This window comes from Luteimonas panaciterrae (assembly GCF_020511115.1).
In the GTDB taxonomy this organism is placed as follows: domain Bacteria; phylum Pseudomonadota; class Gammaproteobacteria; order Xanthomonadales; family Xanthomonadaceae; genus Luteimonas; species Luteimonas panaciterrae.
Genome location: NZ_JAJAVH010000004.1, coordinates 436,786 through 454,513 on the forward strand (window position 1 = coordinate 436,786; position 17,728 = coordinate 454,513).

The window sequence follows — 17,728 nt, forward strand, 5'->3', positions numbered from 1 at the left end:
CCAGCCATGAGGCCATCTCCATGATCCGCAAACTTCTCTTCGCCGCGGCGCTTTCCGCGCTGGCCCCTTCCGCCTTCGCCGCCGCTAGCTGTTCGGTGGATATCGAGGGCACCGATGCGATGAAGTACAACGTCGCCAACATCGACGTGAGCAAGAGCTGCAAGACCTTCACCATCAACCTCAAGCACAGCGGCAAGCTGGCGAAGACGGTGATGGGCCACAACGTGGTGGTGGCGGCGACTTCCGACATCCCCGGCATCGACACCGACGGCATCAAGGCCGGTCTGGCCAGCGACTACATCAAGGCCGACGACGCGCGCGTCATCGCCCACAGCAAGGTGGTCGGCGGCGGCGAAAGCACCTCGGTCAGCTTCCCGGTCTCCAAACTCGGTGCCGGTCCCTACTCGTTCTTCTGCAGCTTCCCGGGCCACTCGGCCCTGATGAAGGGCACCATCACACTCAAACCGTGATCATATGCCAGAGCCGTTCACTAGAACGGCTCTGCCATGCTCGTCGTCGTGGACGATTCTCGGCCATCCGCCGGGCTGGTATCCTGCGCCACGTCGTGCCGCGGTACGTACAGGTTTTCGACTCGATCGCCGCCGATCGCCTCCAGATGCCTGCCCGGAAGCGGCCACAACCGTCAGTCGTCCGAAACCGAGTCCTCCCAGCAACATGAACCCCGTCGTTCGTTGGTTCCACCAACTCGGCTCTCCGCCTTATTTCGACCGCTTCGCCGCGCGCTGGGCGCCTTGGGGATATGGGCTGGGGCTGGTCATCATGGCCTGGGGCATCTGGCAGGGGCTGTTCGCGGTGCCGGCCGATTACCAGCAGGGCGACAGCTTCCGCATCATCTACGTTCACGTGCCGAGCGCGTGGATGAGCCTGGCCGTCTACGGCCTGATGGCGATCTACGCCGCGATCGCGCTGATCTGGCGCATCAAGTTGTGCGAGATCCTGGCGATGGCCTGCGCGCCGATCGGTGCCGGCTTCACCCTGATCACGCTCGTCACCGGCTCGATCTGGGGCAAGCCGATGTGGGGCACGTGGTGGGATTGGGACCCGCGCCTGACCAGCGAACTGGTCCTGCTGTTCCTCTACCTCGGCATCATCGGTCTCTACCACGCCATCGACGATCGTCGTTCCGCCGCACGCGCCGCCAGTCTGCTGGCCATCGTCGGCGTGGTGTTGCTGCCGATCATTCGCTACTCCGTCGACTGGTGGCATTCGCTGCACCAGGGCCAGACGATCAGTCTGACGGGCGGATCGAAGATGGATCCCAGCATGCTGCCGCCGCTGTTCGCCATGGTGATCGGCACGCACGTCTGGTTCGTCGGCTCGCTGTTGGCGCGCGCGCGCGCCGACAACCTGCGGCGCGAAGCGGGCAAGGATTGGGTGACGAAACTCGCGACGGGCACAGGGGAATCGCGATGAACTATTTGAATTATGTGGTCGCGGCGTATCTGGTCTTCGCCGTCGTCATGCTCTGGGACTGGCTGGCACCGCGCCTGCGCATCCGCCAGCAGTTGCGCAGCGCGCACCTGCTCGCCACGCGCAAGCAAGCCGCCAAGGTCAATGTCGGTGGAGAACTGACGCGATGAATCCTACCCGTCGCCGCCGTCTCTGGTTGATCCTCGGCGTGGTCGCCGCCGCCTCGCTCGCCACCACGCTGGTCGTGCTCGCCCTGCAGCGCAACGTGGCTTATCTGTATACGCCCGCGGAAATCCTCAGCGGCAAGGCCGGCGACAGCGTGTCCTCCGGCGCCGCCAAGTTCCGCCTTGGCGGCATGGTGGCGGCGAATTCCTTCAAGCGCGCCGACGGTTCGATGGAAGCGCGCTTCCTCGTCACCGACGGCGATGCGCAGCTGCCCGTCGTCTATACCGGCATCCTGCCGGATCTGTTCCGCGAGAAGCAGGCGGTGGTCGCCACCGGACGCATGCAGGGCGGCACCTTCGTCGCCGAGCAAGTGCTGGCCAAGCACGACGAAACTTACGTGCCGAAGGAAGTCGCCGACAAGATGGGCCTCGCGCATCAGAAGCACGGCGTGCAAACGCCTCCGGAAGCGCAGTAAGTGCTGCCCGAACTCGGACAGGTCGCGCTGATCCTGGCGCTGCTGGTCGCGCTGCTGCAAGCAGTGCTGCCGCTGGTCGGCGCACAGCGCAACAACGCGGCGTGGATGGCGGTCGCGCGCCCCGCCGCCTATGCGCAGCTGATCATGGTGCTGGTCGCATTCGCGATCCTCACGGTCTCGTTCGTGATGCAGGACTTCTCCCTGCGTTACGTCGCCCAGAATTCCAACTCGCTGCTGCCGCTGATCTACCGCTACACCGCGGTCTGGGGCGCGCACGAAGGTTCGCAGCTGCTGTGGGCGCTGATCCTCGCGGGATGGACCGCGGCGGTGGCGGAGTTCTCGCGACAACTGCCACAGCAGGTTGTCGCGCGCGTGCTCGGCATCATGGGACTGATCAGCATCGGCTTCCTGTCGTTTCTGATCTTCACCTCCAATCCGTTCGAGCGCTTGCTGCCCGCCGCCGAGGAAGGCCGCGATCTCAATCCGTTGCTGCAGGACCCGGGGATGATCATCCATCCGCCGATGCTGTACCTGGGTTACGTCGGCTTCGTGGTGCCGTTCGCCTTCGCCATCGCGGCACTGATCGATGGCCGCATGGACGCACGCTGGCTGCGCTGGACGCGGCCGTGGACCAACGTCGCCTGGGGGCTGCTCACCTGCGGCATCGCGCTCGGCTCGTGGTGGGCGTATTACGAACTCGGCTGGGGCGGCTGGTGGTTCTGGGACCCGGTCGAGAACGCCAGCTTCATGCCCTGGCTCGCTGGCGCCGCGCTGCTGCATTCGCAAGCGGTGACGGAGAAGCGCGGCAGCTTCCGCGGCTGGACGGTGCTGCTCGCCATCGCCGCGTTCTCGCTGTCGCTGCTCGGCACGTTCCTGGTGCGCTCAGGTGTGCTGACCAGCGTGCATGCCTTCGCCGCCGATCCGACGCGCGGCTTGTTCATCCTGATCTTCCTCGTCATCGTTATCGGCGGCTCGCTGCTGCTGTACGCGTTACGCGCACCGCGTTTCGAGGAAGGCGCGCCCTTCGCCGCGAGTTCGCGCGAAACGCTGCTGCTGGCGAACAACGTCCTGCTTGCATCGGCCTGCGGCATGGTGTTGCTCGGCACGTTGTATCCGCTGCTGGCCGATGCGCTCGACCTCGGCAAGATCTCGGTCGGCCCGCCCTACTTCGGGCTGCTGTTCTTCCTGCTGATGACGCCACTGGTGTTGCTGCTGCCCTTCGGCCCGCTCACGCGCTGGCAACGGGAACAGGCGTCCAAGCCGCTGGCCATGCTGGCGCCGTGGGCCGTGCTGGCGCTGGTGCTCGGTGCGATCGCCTACTTCCTGGCGCCACAGGGCGCGTGGAAGACGGCCGCCGGCATCGCCGCCTCGGGCTGGGTGTTGCTCGGCACCGCCCGCTTCGTCTGGACACGCTTCAAGAGCAGCGGCCGTCGCTTCACGCCCGAAATGCTGGGCATGACCTTCGCGCATACCGGCATCGCCGTGTTCCTGGTCGGCGCGTTGCTGGTGGAAGCGCAGAACGTGCAGCGCGAACTCGCGCTCAAACCCGGACAGTCGGTAGAACTCGGACGCTACACCTTCCGCTTCGACGGCGTGACCGAGACGCAAGGGCCCAACTACGTCGCCGATCGCGGCAGCGTGCAGATCTCGCACAACGGACGCCCGCTCGCCACGCTCGAACCGGAGAAACGCGCCTACGCCAGCGGCGGCCAGGTGATGACCGAGGCCGGCATCCAGCCCGGTCTGTTCGCCGACGTGTACGTCGCGCTCGGCGAACCGCTCGATCCCGCCAAGGGCGCCAACGGTCCCTGGGCGGTGCGCGTGCACATCAAGCCTTTCGTTCGCTGGATCTGGTTCGGCGCGGTGTTGATGGCGCTCGGTGCTTTCATCACCGCCACTGACCGGCGTTTCCGCGCGGACAAGTCGTCCAGGAGCCCGTCGCAGGAGCCCGCATGAACGAGACTGCTTCTTCTCGCAAGGGCCCTTCCAAGATCGGCCTCGCCATCGGCGTGCTGCTGTTCGTCGCGCTGGCCGGACTGCTGTTCTACGGTGTGCGCCAATCCGATCGCGCCGATCGCGAAGCCCTGCCCTCGCCGCTGATCGGCAAGCCCGCGCCCGATTTCGCATTGCCGGTGCTGCATGAATCCGGCCGCCTGGTGAGCAAGCGCGAACTGCTCGGCGCGCCCTACGTGCTCAACGTCTGGGGCAGCTGGTGTCCCGAATGCCGTGTCGAGCATCCCGTGCTCAGCAAATTCGCGCTGACCAAGCGCGTGCGCGTGATCGGCTACAACCTCAAGGACGAGCACGCCGAGGCGCTGAAGTGGCTGGAGCAGTTCGGTAATCCCTACATGCTGGTGCTCACCGACTACGACGGCCGCGCGGCCATCGACTGGGGCATCTACGGCGCGCCGGAAACCTTCCTCGTCGACGCCAAGGGCATCGTGCGCTGGAAGCATGTCGGCGCGCTGACCGACGAAATCATCAAGAACGAATTGATCCCGCAAATCGAAAAGGCAGAGCGCGGCGGATGAACCGGTTGGCGTACCTCGTCGCGGCATGCGTGCTGACGCTGGCATCCCTGCTGGCGGCACCCGCGCACGCGCAGGCGAACAACGACTCGACGCCACTGCAATTCCGCGATGCCGCCGAAGAAGAGCGTCTGCACGACCTCACCGCCGAACTGCGCTGCGTGATGTGCCAGAACCAGTCGCTCGCCGACTCCAGCGCCCCCATCGCCCATGACCTGCGCCGCGAAGTGCTCAAGCTGATGCGCGAGGGCAAATCCAACGGCGAGATCAAGGATTATCTGGTCGCCCGTTACGGCGAATTCGTGCTCTACAAGCCGTCGGTGGAACCGACCACCTGGCTGTTGTGGTTCGGGCCGGCGCTGCTCTTGCTTGTGGGTGCGTTTGTTCTGTACCGCATCGTGAGCAAACGCTCTCGCCGCGAGATTGCCGCACCGAACGATGATCAGGAGTGGTGATGACCTTGTTTGCCGCCATCGCCATCGTGTTGACCCTGCTCGTGCTGGGCTTCGTGCTCTGGCCGCTCTGGAAACGTCCCGCCGATAAGCGCCAACGCATCGTCGCGTTCGGTATGCTGGTCGTGTTCGGCCTGTCGTCGCTGGCGCTTTATCACTTCGTCGGCATGCCCGCCGCCCTGAGCGTGTCGACGACCGCGCCGAAGACACCGGAGGAAGCCGTCGCCCAGCTCGAAGCCGCCCTCGCCCGCAATCCTGATCGCGCCGAGGGCTGGGTGTTGCTGGCACGCACCTATTCCGCGCTCGATCGCCAGACCGAATCGCGCGATGCCTACGCGCGCGCGGTGAAACTGCTTCCCGACGAGCCGGAACTGTTGCTGGAAGCCGCGCAGGCTCGCCTCATGTCCGATCCGCAGAAATCCTTCGACGCGGAAACCGTGGCGATGCTGCAGCATGCATTGCAGCTGGAGCCGACGAACCAGCATGCCCGCTGGTTCTTGGGCGCCTCGCAACGCCAGAAAGGCCGAGCCGCGGAAGCCGCGGCAACCTGGGAACCGTTGCTCACACAGGTGACGGACCAGGCCGCTCTCGCCACGCTGCGCGTGCAGATCGATGCCGCGCGTCAGGAAGCCGGATTGCCGCCTCTGCCCGCGGCGCCGGCGGCCGCGCCTTCGGCCAATGCGCTGACCGTGAAAGTCGCGCTCGATCCGGATTTCGCCTCGCGCGTGCGCCTGCGCGGCGACACCAGCGTCTTCGTGATCGCGCGTGTTCCCGGCGGGCCGCCGATGCCGGTGGCGGTCGAGAAACATCGTCTGCAGGATCTGCCGCTGACGGTCACGCTCGACGACGGCGACAGCCCCATGCCGACGCAGAAGCTATCCGCGTTGAAGGACGTGGAAATCTTCGCGCGCCTGTCCGAGAGCGGCCAGGCGATGCGCCAGGATGGCGATATCGAATCGAAGCCGGTGCAGATCAGTCTGCCGGCGAAAGCGCCGGTCGAGCTCGTCATCGGGCACTAGATTATGCTCGTCATTCCCGCGAAGGCGGGAATCCATGGACTTTCATCAAGGCCACGATGATCGGACCGAACGTCCTTGGATTCCCGCCTTCGCGGGAATGACGAATTTAAACGCCGTCCGTGCCGCGCGTCACGCGGCTTGCAGAATGCGCTCGAACACGCTTTCGCCGCCGATATCGCGCAGATTCACGCGCAACGCCCGCGTGTCGGGATCGATGTTGACTTCGCCGAAAAACTGATACCCCGCCAGCGGCGAGGCATTCGGTGCCGGCGGCGCCTTCTGGAAGACCAGCTGCGGGCCGAACGTGCCGTCGAGCGCGTTCGGGCCAAACGCACCGGCATTCAAGGGCCCGGCGACGAATTCCCAGAACGGCGAGAAATCCTGGAACGCCGCGTGGTTCGGATCGTAGTAATGCGCGGCGCAGTAATGCACATCGGCCGTCAGCCAGACCACGTTGTCCACATGACGGATGTCGTGCAGCAGCTTCGCGAACTCCAGCTCACGGCCGCGCGGCAAGCCGTTCTCGCCATTGGCGACCGCTTCCCAGCGCGGCTTGCCCTGCGCATCGACACCGTCGGGCACATGCAATCCGAGCGGCATGTCGGCGGCGACGATCTTCCAGACCGCGCGCGAGCGGCGCAATCCTTCAGCGAGTTCGCGCAGCTGGCGCCCGCCGAGGAATGCGGTCTCCGACCCGGAAACCGGCTGCAGATTGTCGGTGTTCGGACCTCGATAGCTGCGCATGTCGAGCAGGAACACGTCCAGCAGCGGGCCGTAATGGACGACGCGATCGATGCGCGTCGACTGCGGATCGCGGCTGCGGCGCTGCGGCGAGTATTCGAGGAAGGCCTGACGCGAGCGCCGGACCAGGACATCGATGTCCTTGACGGTATAGCGCGGATCGGCGTTGAGATCCTTGGACGGCGACCAGTTGTTGACGGTCTCGTGATCGTCCCACTGCCACAGCTGCGGCACCTGCGCGGCGAAACGGCGCACGTTCTCGTCACGCAGGTTGTAGCGATAGCGGCCGCGGAATTCGTCCAGGCTCTCGGCGACCTTGTGCACGCCCTCGGCGACAAGATTGCGCCAGATGCGGCCGCCTTCCGCGGTGACTTCCTCCGCGATCGGTCCATCCGCGTAGATCGTGTCGCCCGAATGCAGGAAGAAATCCGGGTCGCGCTGACGCATGGCCTCGAAGATACGCATGCCGCCGAATTCGGGATTGATGCCCCAGCCTTGCCCGGCGACGTCGCCGCCCCAGACGAAACGCACCGGCCGCAACCGCGTGGATGCCGCGGGTGCCGGGCGCAGCAATCCCTGCGTCCAGTCGCTGAAGATGCCGCTGTGCGCGTCCTCGAATCCCACACGCACCAGACGCCGCGCCGACGATCCCGGTGGCAGCGACACATCCAGACGCGCGGTGAAGTCGCTCGCCTCCGTCGCCAGCGGACCGCACAGGCGGCGCGCGCGGCGGAAGCCGTCCTCGTCACCGATCTCCACCCACATTCGCGCCACGCGATCGGCGCGTGCCCAAACGGTGGTGACGCCCGGCTCCACATCGCCGAACTGGATGCCGTAGGGCAACTTCGGCCGCGCCGATTCCGCCGTCAGCAATGCCGGCGCGGCAACCGCCGGCAGCGCGCAATGCAACGCGCCCAGGCTGAGCGCGGCTCCGGAATGACGCAGGAAACGGCGGCGCGAAAGATCGGAGTCGGACATGACGGCGGCCGGTGTGACGTTCAGCCGAAGCTATCCGATCCACATTGCAGGTTGGTTGCATGCCGAGTCTTGCAATACCCGCCGACACGACAGGTTGAAGGACGTCACACGTTCGCGGGCGCCACTTCCCTCAACTTGCCTTCGTGCAGCTCCAGCACGCGATCCAGGCGACGCGCCAGACGACGATCATGCGTCACCATCACCAGGCTCGTGCGCTGTGCGCGATTCAACTCCAGCATCAGATCGAACACGATGGCCGCGGTCTTCTCGTCGAGATTGCCCGTCGGCTCGTCACCGAGCACGCAGGCCGGCTTGTTGACCAGCGCGCGCGCCACGGCGGCGCGCTGGCGCTCGCCGCCCGACAGTTCGCCGGGCTTGTGTTCGAGTCGATGGCCGAGGCCGACCGATTCCAGCAAGCCGCGCGCGCGCTGCGAAGCCTCGCGAACGTCGGTGCCGTTCAACAGCACTGGCAGCATCACGTTCTCCAGCGCGGTGAACTCCGGCAGCAAGTGGTGAAACTGGTACACGAAACCAAGCGCCTTGTTGCGCAGCTGGCCGCGCGCGGCATCCGAAAGCGCGCTCATTTTCTGGCCGGCGACGAACACTTCGCCGGCGGTCGGCGTATCGAGGCCACCGAGCAGGTGCAGCAACGTGCTCTTGCCGGCGCCGGACGCGCCCAGGATCGCCACGGTTTCACCGGCATCGACATGGAAGTCGAGCCCGTCGAACACGGGTGTGCGCAGCTTGCCCTCTGCATAGGTCTTGCCGAGCTTCTCCGCCTGCAGGACGTGGCCCGCCGCGGCTTGCAGATGATCATTCATAACGCAGCGCCTCCGCCGGTGCCGTGCGCGCCGCGCGCCATGCCGGGTAGATGGTGGCCAGGAAGGCCATCACCAGCGCGACGATGGCGATGCTGACGACGTCGCTGGTTTCCAGCTGCGTCGGCAAGCCGGTGATGTAGTACACGTCCTCCGGCATCAGTTGCACACCGATGACTTTTTCGATCGCGCGCAGGATGTGTTCGAGATTGAGCGTGAGCAGGATGCCGCCGACCACGCCGATGACCGTTCCCATCATGCCGATCAGCGAACCTTGCACCATGAACACCTGCATCACGCCGCGCGGCGTCAGGCCGAGCGTGCGCAGGATGGCGATGTCGGCCTGCTTGTCGGTCACCAGCATCACCTGCGAGGACACCAGATTGAACGCGCCCATGGCGATGATCAGCGACAGCAGGATCGCCATCATCGTCTTCTCGAGCTTCAACGCGCGGAACATGTTGGCGTTGTCGGTGCTCCAGTCGGTGATGCGGTACGGACCCTTTAACCGGAGCGCGAGATCACGCGCCACGTCCCAGGCCAGATCCATGTCGTGCAACTTCAGACGCACACCGCTGACGCCATCGCCCATGCGCAGCACGCGTTGCGCGTCGCGCAGATTGACGACCGCCAGGCCACGATCGAAATCCTGATAGCCCGCCTCGAAGATGCCGCTCACCGTGTAGCGCTTGAGCTGCTGCATCGCGCCCATCGGCGTGGCACGAATGTCGGTGAGCACCACGACCTTGTCACCGATGGTCACGCCCATCCAGGTCGCAAGTTCGCGGCCAAGCACGATGTTGAAGGAACCGGGCTTGAGGTCGGACAGCTTGCCCTGGGTCATCTTGTCGGCGATCACCGAGACCTTGCTTTCCGCCTCGGGATCGACGCCACGGATGATCGCCGGCTGCTTGCGGACGCCGGTCAACAGCGCCTGGGTTTCGATGAACGGCGCGGCGCCGGCCACGCGCGGATCGCGATAGGCCTCGGCCACGGCGCGCTGCCAGTCCTCCATCACGTCGCCGTCGGCGGTGATGGTGGCGTGCGCGGCCATCTGCAGCATGCGATCGCGAATCTCGCGCTGGAAACCGCTCATCACCGCCAAGGTGGTGATCAGCGCGGCGACGCCCAGGGCGATGCCGAGGATCGAAGCCAGCGAGATGAAGGAGATGAAGCCGTTGCGGCGCTTGGCACGCAGGTAGCGCAGACCGATGGCGACAGGGATGGGTTTGAACATGGGATGCGGCTGCCAAAACAGCCGCTATGGTGCCACCGAAGCCCTCGACCGCGTAATTTCCTGGCCGGCGGCGGCCAGCCGCAGTTCACGACGCTGTCCGGCCGGCAATGTATCCGGCCAGAAGGCGAGCCGCCGGATGCGGTCGTCCTCGTCGCGCCAACGCAGGAACGCAAGCGGTCCCCGCCAGATGACGATCAGATCGCGGGCAATCCGCCCGTCGATCGTGGATGCGGCGTCGCCGGCCGCGATCACGATGTCGCAGGCCGGTCTTCCCGCTTCCCGATATGCATTGAACAGCCCGGACACGAAGGCCGCCAACGCCAGCGGCCATGCCGCCGCGCGCGGCATCTCCGAAGCCAGCACGGCCAACGGCGCCAGCAATGCGAACGCGACGAGGATCGCGCTCAGGAGGCGCGAAGGCCGCCAGGCCACCCTGCCCCCGAGCCTTTTAGCCCGCGGGCGGGAGGGCGCGAATCGATTGGACGAGCGCATCGAGTTCGGCATCTGCGGGACGTTCATGGCCGAGGAACCACTTCCACAGCCTATCGTCCTCGCAGTCCAGCAACAGTAGGAAAACCCCGCGTTCGGCCTCGGAAGCCTGCGCATAGCGCTGGTCCAGCCAGCGATTGAACAGCTGATCGAGTTCACGCATGCCGCGACGGCTGCGCCAACGCAGGCGCCGAAGCTCCGCTTCCTGATCCACACGTGTCTCCTCTTCTTCGCACCACAATCGCACCACAATCCCGGCCGCATCAAGCTGCGCGGCGTCCATCCGGCCGGGCTCCCGGCCTGTCTGACAGGCGGCCGGCCACTCTTGCAAGACGGGCTCGGAGACGAGATAGTAATCACGCCGAAGCACTCACGCGATGCCATGGACAGGCATTAGGCCCCCGATGCACGCTACGTCGGCGACCTCATCTTCAAACGGACTCTGCATGACCGCTTTTCGTCTTGGCCCGCATCCCGCCCCAGTTCGGTACTTGCTCGGTTTCGCGGCCGCCCTGTTGCTCACGCTCTCCGCCTGCGACTCGTCCAAGCCGGCGAGCGCCTCGACTCCAGCGACACCGGCCGCAGCGACGGAGCATCCGCCGCAGCCTGGCATCGCCTGTCCCTCGCAGGACCTGAAAAGCTTCGTCAACGCTTTCGCCGAAGACCCTGCCCTGCAGAAGGCCTTCACCGCCGACACCGTGGACACCGCCTTCATCGACTGGAACGCGCAGCCCGAGCCCGCCGAATCCAGCGAACCGCTGCCTCGCGAAAAACTCCACTTCCCGGTGATGCCCGATCGCGCGCAGCAAGCCAAGGAAAAGCTGCAGTACCGTGAGATCTCGGCCGACGACAAATCCGCCACCATCGTGCTGGAAGTGCCGGACACCGATGCGCAACTCCGTTACACCTTTCGCCGCGACCAGTGCTGGACCCTGACCAAGATCGTGGACCCGGCGTTCGGGAAGGCGTTTCCGGGCGAAGCGCCGCCATCTCGATAGGCGCAGTGTCCTGCTATCGTGCGATACGAATCCAACGCGACGATTGTCTGTCAGGAGCAAACGACGAAATGAACCATCGAAATCTTTTACTGCCGACGCTGCTTCTGGGCTTCTGCGTGGCCGCCTGCGCCAAGGCCGGCGGCGAACCCGCCGGCGACGGTAACAAGGCTCCGGCCGTCGCATCGGCCACGACCGCGTCGGCCGCTGCCGCCGCGAGCGCACCCGCCGCCGGCATGGACTCCGCCAACGATTCGGCGCCCGCGTCCGAAAAGCAGCCCTCTTCCAGCGAGGACCCCGGCGCGCTGCCGAAAACGAAGGGGATTACGCAAACCTTCACCACATGCATGGAACGCGCGGATACCGATACGATCGCCAAGGCCGACTGCCTCACCGATGAGCGGGGTCGCCAAGACGCGAGACTGAATCGTGTCTACAAGGAACTCATCGGCTTGCTCAAAGGCAAGCAGCGCGACCAAATCGTGGAAGCGCAACGCGCATGGATTCAACTTCAAGAGAAAGACGGCGCGTTCGAAGCTTCGGTTTTCGACCAACTTGGGCAGATGGGAAATCTTCAAAGCGTCGAAAACGAAATGCTGCGCATCTGCGAACGCGCCAATCGCCTAGAGAACTATCTGGAGTTGGCGAAACTCCAGTAACAAAAGTAACAAACATCCAGGAAAACACAGTCAAAGGAGTGATTCATGACGAACATCGATACCCGAAATCTCGACGCCACTGCGGGAGCGGTCTATTTCACCGTCGGTCGCGGCACAGAGGGCGGTAGCGCGTCGTACCGCTTGTCGGTCGCCGGCGTGAGCGGAAACGAATGGGGAACAGTCAGTGCCGTGGCGGCGAACAGCGGCTACAGCATCGGCACGATCCAGGTCGATCTAGGACAGCGCGGCACCTGGCCGCTGGGCGCGATCCGAGACCGTCCGCTCAATCCGGGTGAAACCACCTATGTGGATGCCATTATCGGACAGGCCTCGGCCTACGCCAGACAGCATGGCCTGAGGTTCACCGACGACCAGGCCCAGCTCCGCGCCGATCTGCTCAGCCATGGCGACGGCGGGCTCACGCGGGGCGGCACGCGCCGGTCCTCGATCACCTTCATCGATGCCGATACCCGCGACAGCATCAACGCCTGGGCGGCCTCCGACGAAGGCAAGCGCTGGATCCACGCAAATATCGATTATCCGCAGGTCAGGAACGCGACCCAGACCGCGATGACGATCCTCGACAGGGATGGCCGCAATATCCCCGAGGATCGCCGCTTCGAAGCCATCAACATCCTCGCCAAGACCGCCAACCAGTACCCGGGCGGATTGGACAGGCTGCAAGGCGTCCTCAGGAACGGCGGCGATTACGATGCGCTGCTGGGAGAAGCCAGGGCGATTCAAGGAGCAGTCTCCTTCTATGCCGGCCCCAAGGCGGCGTCCGTGGCGGAGGGCTATGAGGCCAACTACGCCGATCCGAACAGACGGCAGGCGATGGATCGCGCTCACGCGCAAGTGAGCAGGCCGAACTACGACCCCACCACCGAACGCAACAATCCGGACGTCCAGCAAGCCCTGGCTTCTCTTCCCGGCAGAACGCCGAGCAGGGCCAATACCGTGCTCGAACAGGGCGAAAGCGGCCGGGAAGTCCGCAAGCTCGAATCCAATCTGGCTGGCCTGGGCATCACCGATGCCCAAAGCAGGCCGTTGCAGGTGGACGGCCAGTTCACCGCCGAGACCAAGCAGGCGGTGGAAGCCTATCAGCGGGGCGCGCGCCTGGAGCCGGTCGACGGCAAGGCCGGCCCCGCCACCCTGGGATCGATCGACCGTGAAGTCCGGGGATTACAGAACAATCTGAGGACTCTTGGCGCCCTCGAGCGCAACGGTCAGCCGCTCACTGCCGACGGCTACTACGGCGACGGCACTCGCGATGCGGTGAGGACCTTCCAGCAGACACACGGAATCAACCCCACCGGCATCGCCGATGAGGCCACCCGCCGCGCCGTCGAAACCGCCGCGCGCGAACGCGCGCAGGGCCAGACGCAGACCACGCCGCAGCCGGCACAGGCCACGCCGCCTCAGCCAGCACAGACCGCGCCGCCTCAACCGGCTCAGGCCACACCGGCTCAACCGGCGCAGGCCACCCCGCCTCAGCCGGCGCAGACCGCACCGCCTCAACCGGCGCAAACGACTCCGCCTCAGCCAGGTGCGCAGACGCCGCCCGCCAATCCCGCGCCTGCGGCACAAGGCCCGCAATCGTTCAACGACGTGATGCGGATCATGCTGCCGCCGCAGAACGGCGTCGCTCCGCACATCACCAGCGACTTCGGCCCGCGCATCCTCAACGGCCAGCACGATGATCATGGCGGTGTCGACTTCAATTACGTCGGCGGACAATCCGGCGCCAACCTGCGCCATCCCACCGTGCGCTCGCCGGTCAGCGGCGAAGTGGTGTTCTCGGGCGGCAGCTACGGCACCGTGAAGATCCGCGACGACCAGGGCAACATGCACGAAATCCTGCACATGGATTCGCGCTCGGTGCAGGTGACCAATCCGCCGACCCGCGTCCAGGCAGGCGATCCGATCGGCACGATGGGAGGTCGCGGCCCGGGAGGCGCAGGCGACTATGCGCAGCACGTGCACTATCAGATGCGCGATCCGAACGGCCGGCTCCTCGATCCCGAAGCGTATTGGAACAATCCCCAGCGCGCCCAGGGCCATTCTCAGGATCCGCTGGCCGATGGCCGCCTGCAGCGTAGCGAGCGCGGGGATTCCGTGCGCCAATTGCAGGAAGACCTGACCAAGCTCGGCGTGCAGTTCCGCGACAACCGCGGACAGCCGATCGCTCCGACCGGTTTCTACGGCACACAGACCGAAACCGCAGTCCGTGATTTCCAGCGCGGCCATGACCTGCCGCAGACCGGCATCGCCGACGAAGCCACCCGTCGCGCGATCGAAACGGCCGCGCGTGAACGCACACAGGGCCAGACGCAGCCAGCCCCTGCAACCCCGGCGCAGCCCGCGCCTGCCGCTCCGGCTCAACCCGGCGCGCAGACCGCGCCCGCAACGCCGGCTCAGCCGGGTGCGCAGACCGCGCCCGCCACGCCGGCTCAACCGGGTGCGCAGACGGCCCCCGCCACTCCGGTCCAGCCCGGAGCGCAGACCGCTCCCGTCACTCCGGCCCAACCCGGAGCACAGACTGCGCCGGCCAATCCGCAGCAGCCACAGCAGGCAGGTTCACCCGATCTGCTCACGAATCCGCAGAATCCGAACAACCCGCTGTTCAACCAGGTGCTGCGCGCAGTCCAGGCAGCCGAAAGGGAACGTGGCGTCGTCCCGGGCGAACACAGCGAGCGACTTGCCGCGGCGCTGACCGTGGAGGCGGTCCGTGAACGCATTAACCGCGTGGATCGCGTGGAACTGAGCCGTGACGGTTCGCTCGCGCGCGTAGTGCAGAACAGTCCGCAGGGCAATCTGTCGGAACTCAACATCCGTACCGATGCGATCAGCACGCAACAGGCTCTACAGCAGCCGATGCGCGAAAGCAGCGAGCAGGCGACGCAGGTCTTGATCAACATCCGCGCGCAGGACCAGCATCGCAGCCAGCAGGAACAAGAGCGTCGCCAGCAACCGGCGGCAATGGGTTACGCCTGACGCGCCTTCGATGTCAACGATGCGCTGCCGCCTCCAAGCGGCAGCGCATCTGAGAGATGCGCTTATTTGTTCGATTTGTTCAGGCCGCGGAAAGACCGGCCCGATCGTCACGGAAGCCATTACGGCGCGCATTGCGCGCCTGCCGGTCACACCTGCCGCGCCAGCATCAGCTGCTTGATCTCGCCGATCGCCTTGGCCGGATTGAGTCCCTTCGGACAGGTCCGCGCGCAGTTCATGATCGTGTGACAGCGATAGAGCTTGAACGGATCCTCGAGATCGTCCAGCCGCGTGCCGGTGTCTTCATCGCGGCTGTCGATGATCCAGCGATAGGCCTGCAGCAGGATCGCGGGGCCGAGATAACGATCGCCGTTCCACCAGTAGCTCGGGCATGAAGTGCTGCAGCAAGCGCACAGGATGCACTCGTACAGACCGTCGAGCTTGGCGCGGTCGTCCTTCGACTGCAGACGCTCGCGATCCGGCGGCGGCGCGCTCTGCGTGCGGATCCACGGCTTGATCGAGGCGTACTGCGCGTAGAAGTGGGTCAGGTCCGGGACCAGATCCTTCACGACTTCCATGTGCGGCAATGGGTAGATCGGCACTTCGCCCTTGCCCTTGCCGCAATCGTCGATCGCCTTCGTGCACGCGAGCGTGTTGGTGCCGTCGATATTCATCGCGCAGCTGCCGCAGATGCCCTCGCGGCAGGAGCGGCGGAAGGTCAGCGTCGGATCGATCTCGTTCTTGATCTTGATCAGCGCGTCCAGAACCATCGGCCCGCACTTGTCGAGATCGACCTCGTAGGTGTCGGTGCGCGGATTCTCGCCGTCGTCCGGGTTCCAGCGGTACACCTTGAACTCGCGGATGCGCTTGGCACCGGCCGGCGCGGAGAAGCGCCTGCCCTTGTGGACTTTCGAGTTCTTGGGAAGAGTGAATTCGGCCACGGTTTCGTTTCCCGATCAGTAGACGCGCGCTTTCGGCGGCACAACTTCGACTTCGTCGTCGAGGGTGTACATGTGCACCGGGCGGTAATCGATGTTGGTCTCGCCGTTGTCGGCGACCGAGCACAGCGTGTGCTTCTGCCAGTCCACGTCGTTGCGGTCCGGGAAGTCCTCGCGCGCATGCGCGCCGCGCGACTCGGTGCGGTTCTCGGCGGAGACGATCGTCGCCAGCGCCTGGCCGAGCAGGTTCTGCAACTCGAAGGTCTCGATCAGATCGGAGTTCCAGACCAGCGAGCGGTCGCTGACCTTGACGTCGGCGAACGACGCATGGATCTCGCGGATCTTCTTCACGCCCTCGGCCAGCGTCTCGCCGGTGCGGAACACGGCGGCGTCGGCCTGCATCGTGCGCTGCATCTTGTCGCGGATCACCGCCGTCGGCGTGCCGCCATTGGCGTTGCGCAGCTTGTCGAGGTTGGCGAGCGACTTGTCGCAGGCGTCCTTCGGCAGAGTCTTGTGCAGCTGGTTCGGCTTGATCGTCTCGCCGCAGCGGTTGGCCACGGCGCGGCCGAACACGACCAGGTCGAGCAGCGAGTTGGAACCGAGACGGTTGGCGCCATGCACCGACACGCAGGCGGCCTCGCCGATGGCGTACAGGCCCGGCACCACCGCATCCGGATCGTCGCCGCGCTTCTGCACGACTTCGCCGTGGTAGTTGGTCGGAATGCCGCCCATGTTGTAGTGCACGGTCGGGATCACCGGGATCGGCTGCTTGGTGACGTCCACGCCGGCGAAGATGCGCGCGCTCTCGGCGATGCCGGGGAGCTTCTCGTGGATGTCCTTCGGATCGAGATGGGTCAGGTCGAGATGGATGTGATCCTTGTGCTCGCCGACGCCGCGCCCCTCTCGGATTTCCAGCGTCATCGAACGGCTGACCACGTCGCGCGATGCAAGGTCCTTCGCATTTGGTGCGTAGCGCTCCATGAAGCGCTCGCCCTGGCTGTTGCGCAGGATGCCGCCCTCGCCTCGCACGCCCTCGGTGATCAGGCAGCCGGCGCCGTAGATGCCGGTCGGATGGAATTGCACGAATTCCATGTCCTGCAGGCCGAGGCCGGCACGCAGCGCCATGCCGCCGCCGTCGCCGGTGCAGGTGTGCGCCGAGGTGGCGGAGAAGTAGGCGCGGCCGTAACCGCCGGTGGCCAGCACCACGCCATGCGCGCGGAACAGATGCAGCGTGCCTTCGGCCATGTCGAGCGCGAGCACGCCGCGGCAGGCGCCGTCGGCGTCCATGATCAGATCGAGCGCGAAGTATTCGATGAAGAAGCGCGCGTCATGCTTGAGCGACTGCTGGTACAGCGTGTGCAGGATCGCGTGGCCGGTACGGTCGGCGGCGGCGCAGGTGCGCTGCGCGATGCCCTTGCCGTACTCGGTGGTCATGCCGCCGAACGGGCGCTGATAGATCTTGCCTTCCTCGGTGCGCGAGAACGGCACGCCCTGATGTTCGAGTTCGATGATCGCCGGAATCGCTTCGCGGCACATGTACTCGATGGCGTCCTGATCGCCCAGCCAGTCCGAGCCCTTGATGGTGTCGTAGAAGTGATAGCGCCAGTCGTCCGGCCCCATGTTGCCGAGCGCGGCGGAAATGCCGCCCTGCGCCGCCACCGTGTGCGAGCGCGTCGGAAACACCTTGGTGATGCAGGCCGTCTGCAGGCCCTTGTGCGCGAGGCCGAAGGTGGCACGCAGACCGGCACCGCCGGCGCCGACCACGACCATGTCGTATTTGTGTTCGGTGATCTTGTAGGCGTTGCTCATCGT

At 65.6% G+C, this 17,728-nt stretch carries 18 protein-coding genes; 11 read left to right on the forward strand and 7 right to left on the reverse strand.

Going from position 1 to position 17,728, the window contains the following annotated elements:
* Positions 1-20 precede the first annotated feature (20 nt).
* From azu to LG367_RS06810, 8 genes are all read left to right on the forward strand, one after another.
* Entirely contained in the window at positions 21-470 is a 450-nt protein-coding gene (gene azu / locus LG367_RS06775; RefSeq protein WP_226468456.1) for an azurin, read from the forward strand.
* Positions 471-675: 205 nt separating this feature from the next.
* On the forward strand, positions 676-1,434 hold the full coding sequence (locus LG367_RS06780; protein WP_226468457.1) for a heme ABC transporter permease: 759 nt from the start codon (positions 676-678) through the stop codon (positions 1,432-1,434).
* The gene (locus tag LG367_RS06785) at positions 1,431-1,601 is read left to right on the forward strand and encodes a heme exporter protein CcmD (RefSeq protein ID WP_226468458.1); all 171 of its coding nucleotides are present in this window, start codon (positions 1,431-1,433) and stop codon (positions 1,599-1,601) included. The genes LG367_RS06780 and LG367_RS06785 overlap by 4 nt, the downstream gene beginning before the upstream one ends.
* Positions 1,598-2,071, forward strand: a complete 474-nt coding sequence (gene ccmE, locus LG367_RS06790; protein ID WP_226468459.1) for a cytochrome c maturation protein CcmE — start codon at positions 1,598-1,600, stop codon at positions 2,069-2,071. The genes LG367_RS06785 and ccmE overlap by 4 nt, the downstream gene beginning before the upstream one ends.
* On the forward strand, positions 2,072-4,027 hold the full coding sequence (locus LG367_RS06795; RefSeq protein ID WP_226468460.1) for a heme lyase CcmF/NrfE family subunit: 1,956 nt from the start codon (positions 2,072-2,074) through the stop codon (positions 4,025-4,027).
* A complete protein-coding gene (locus LG367_RS06800; RefSeq protein WP_226468461.1) occupies positions 4,024-4,602 on the forward strand; it encodes a DsbE family thiol:disulfide interchange protein in 579 nt (192 codons plus the stop codon). Before LG367_RS06795 ends, LG367_RS06800 begins: the two co-directional genes overlap by 4 nt.
* The gene (locus LG367_RS06805; RefSeq protein WP_226468462.1) at positions 4,599-5,054 is read left to right on the forward strand and encodes a cytochrome c-type biogenesis protein; all 456 of its coding nucleotides are present in this window, start codon (positions 4,599-4,601) and stop codon (positions 5,052-5,054) included. The genes LG367_RS06800 and LG367_RS06805 overlap by 4 nt, the downstream gene beginning before the upstream one ends.
* The gene (locus LG367_RS06810) at positions 5,054-6,070 is read left to right on the forward strand and encodes a tetratricopeptide repeat protein (RefSeq protein ID WP_226468463.1); all 1,017 of its coding nucleotides are present in this window, start codon (positions 5,054-5,056) and stop codon (positions 6,068-6,070) included. Before LG367_RS06805 ends, LG367_RS06810 begins: the two co-directional genes overlap by 1 nt.
* Before the next feature lie 129 nt (positions 6,071-6,199).
* Here LG367_RS06810 and LG367_RS06815 read toward each other — a convergent pair whose 3' ends face one another.
* From LG367_RS06815 to LG367_RS06835, 5 genes are all read right to left on the reverse strand, one after another.
* On the reverse strand, positions 6,200-7,789 hold the full coding sequence (locus LG367_RS06815) for an alkaline phosphatase D family protein (RefSeq protein ID WP_226468464.1): 1,590 nt from the start codon (positions 7,787-7,789) through the stop codon (positions 6,200-6,202).
* A gap of 104 nt (positions 7,790-7,893) precedes the next feature.
* Positions 7,894-8,610 carry a lipoprotein-releasing ABC transporter ATP-binding protein LolD gene (gene lolD, locus LG367_RS06820; protein WP_226468465.1) on the reverse strand — a complete coding sequence of 239 codons (717 nt, stop codon included), beginning with the start codon at positions 8,608-8,610 and terminating at the stop codon, positions 7,894-7,896.
* On the reverse strand, positions 8,603-9,844 hold the full coding sequence (locus LG367_RS06825) for a lipoprotein-releasing ABC transporter permease subunit (protein WP_226468466.1): 1,242 nt from the start codon (positions 9,842-9,844) through the stop codon (positions 8,603-8,605). Before LG367_RS06825 ends, lolD begins: the two co-directional genes overlap by 8 nt.
* A 24-nt stretch (positions 9,845-9,868) precedes the next feature.
* Complete coding sequence (locus LG367_RS06830; protein WP_226468467.1) at positions 9,869-10,276, reverse strand: hypothetical protein; 408 nt, start codon at positions 10,274-10,276, stop codon at positions 9,869-9,871.
* Positions 10,277-10,292: 16 nt separating this feature from the next.
* Entirely contained in the window at positions 10,293-10,547 is a 255-nt protein-coding gene (locus tag LG367_RS06835) for an FAD assembly factor SdhE (protein WP_226468632.1), read from the reverse strand.
* A 232-nt stretch (positions 10,548-10,779) separates the two neighbouring features.
* Between LG367_RS06835 and LG367_RS06840 the strand changes: the two genes are divergently transcribed.
* From LG367_RS06840 to LG367_RS06850, 3 genes are all read left to right on the forward strand, one after another.
* Complete coding sequence (locus tag LG367_RS06840) at positions 10,780-11,331, forward strand: hypothetical protein (protein ID WP_226468468.1); 552 nt, start codon at positions 10,780-10,782, stop codon at positions 11,329-11,331.
* A gap of 68 nt (positions 11,332-11,399) precedes the next feature.
* Positions 11,400-11,987 (forward strand): lysozyme inhibitor LprI family protein, encoded by a 588-nt coding sequence (locus LG367_RS06845; RefSeq protein WP_226468469.1) that lies wholly within the window; start codon positions 11,400-11,402, stop codon positions 11,985-11,987.
* Positions 11,988-12,032: 45 nt separating this feature from the next.
* Complete coding sequence (locus LG367_RS06850; protein ID WP_226468470.1) at positions 12,033-14,981, forward strand: peptidoglycan-binding protein; 2,949 nt, start codon at positions 12,033-12,035, stop codon at positions 14,979-14,981.
* A 146-nt stretch (positions 14,982-15,127) separates the two neighbouring features.
* On the opposite strand, the gene LG367_RS06855 is transcribed toward LG367_RS06850, so the two are convergent.
* Complete coding sequence (locus tag LG367_RS06855) at positions 15,128-15,919, reverse strand: succinate dehydrogenase iron-sulfur subunit (protein ID WP_226468471.1); 792 nt, start codon at positions 15,917-15,919, stop codon at positions 15,128-15,130.
* A 15-nt stretch (positions 15,920-15,934) separates the two neighbouring features.
* Positions 15,935-17,725 carry a succinate dehydrogenase flavoprotein subunit gene (sdhA, locus tag LG367_RS06860; RefSeq protein ID WP_226468472.1) on the reverse strand — a complete coding sequence of 597 codons (1,791 nt, stop codon included), beginning with the start codon at positions 17,723-17,725 and terminating at the stop codon, positions 15,935-15,937.
* Positions 17,726-17,728 lie beyond the last annotated feature (3 nt).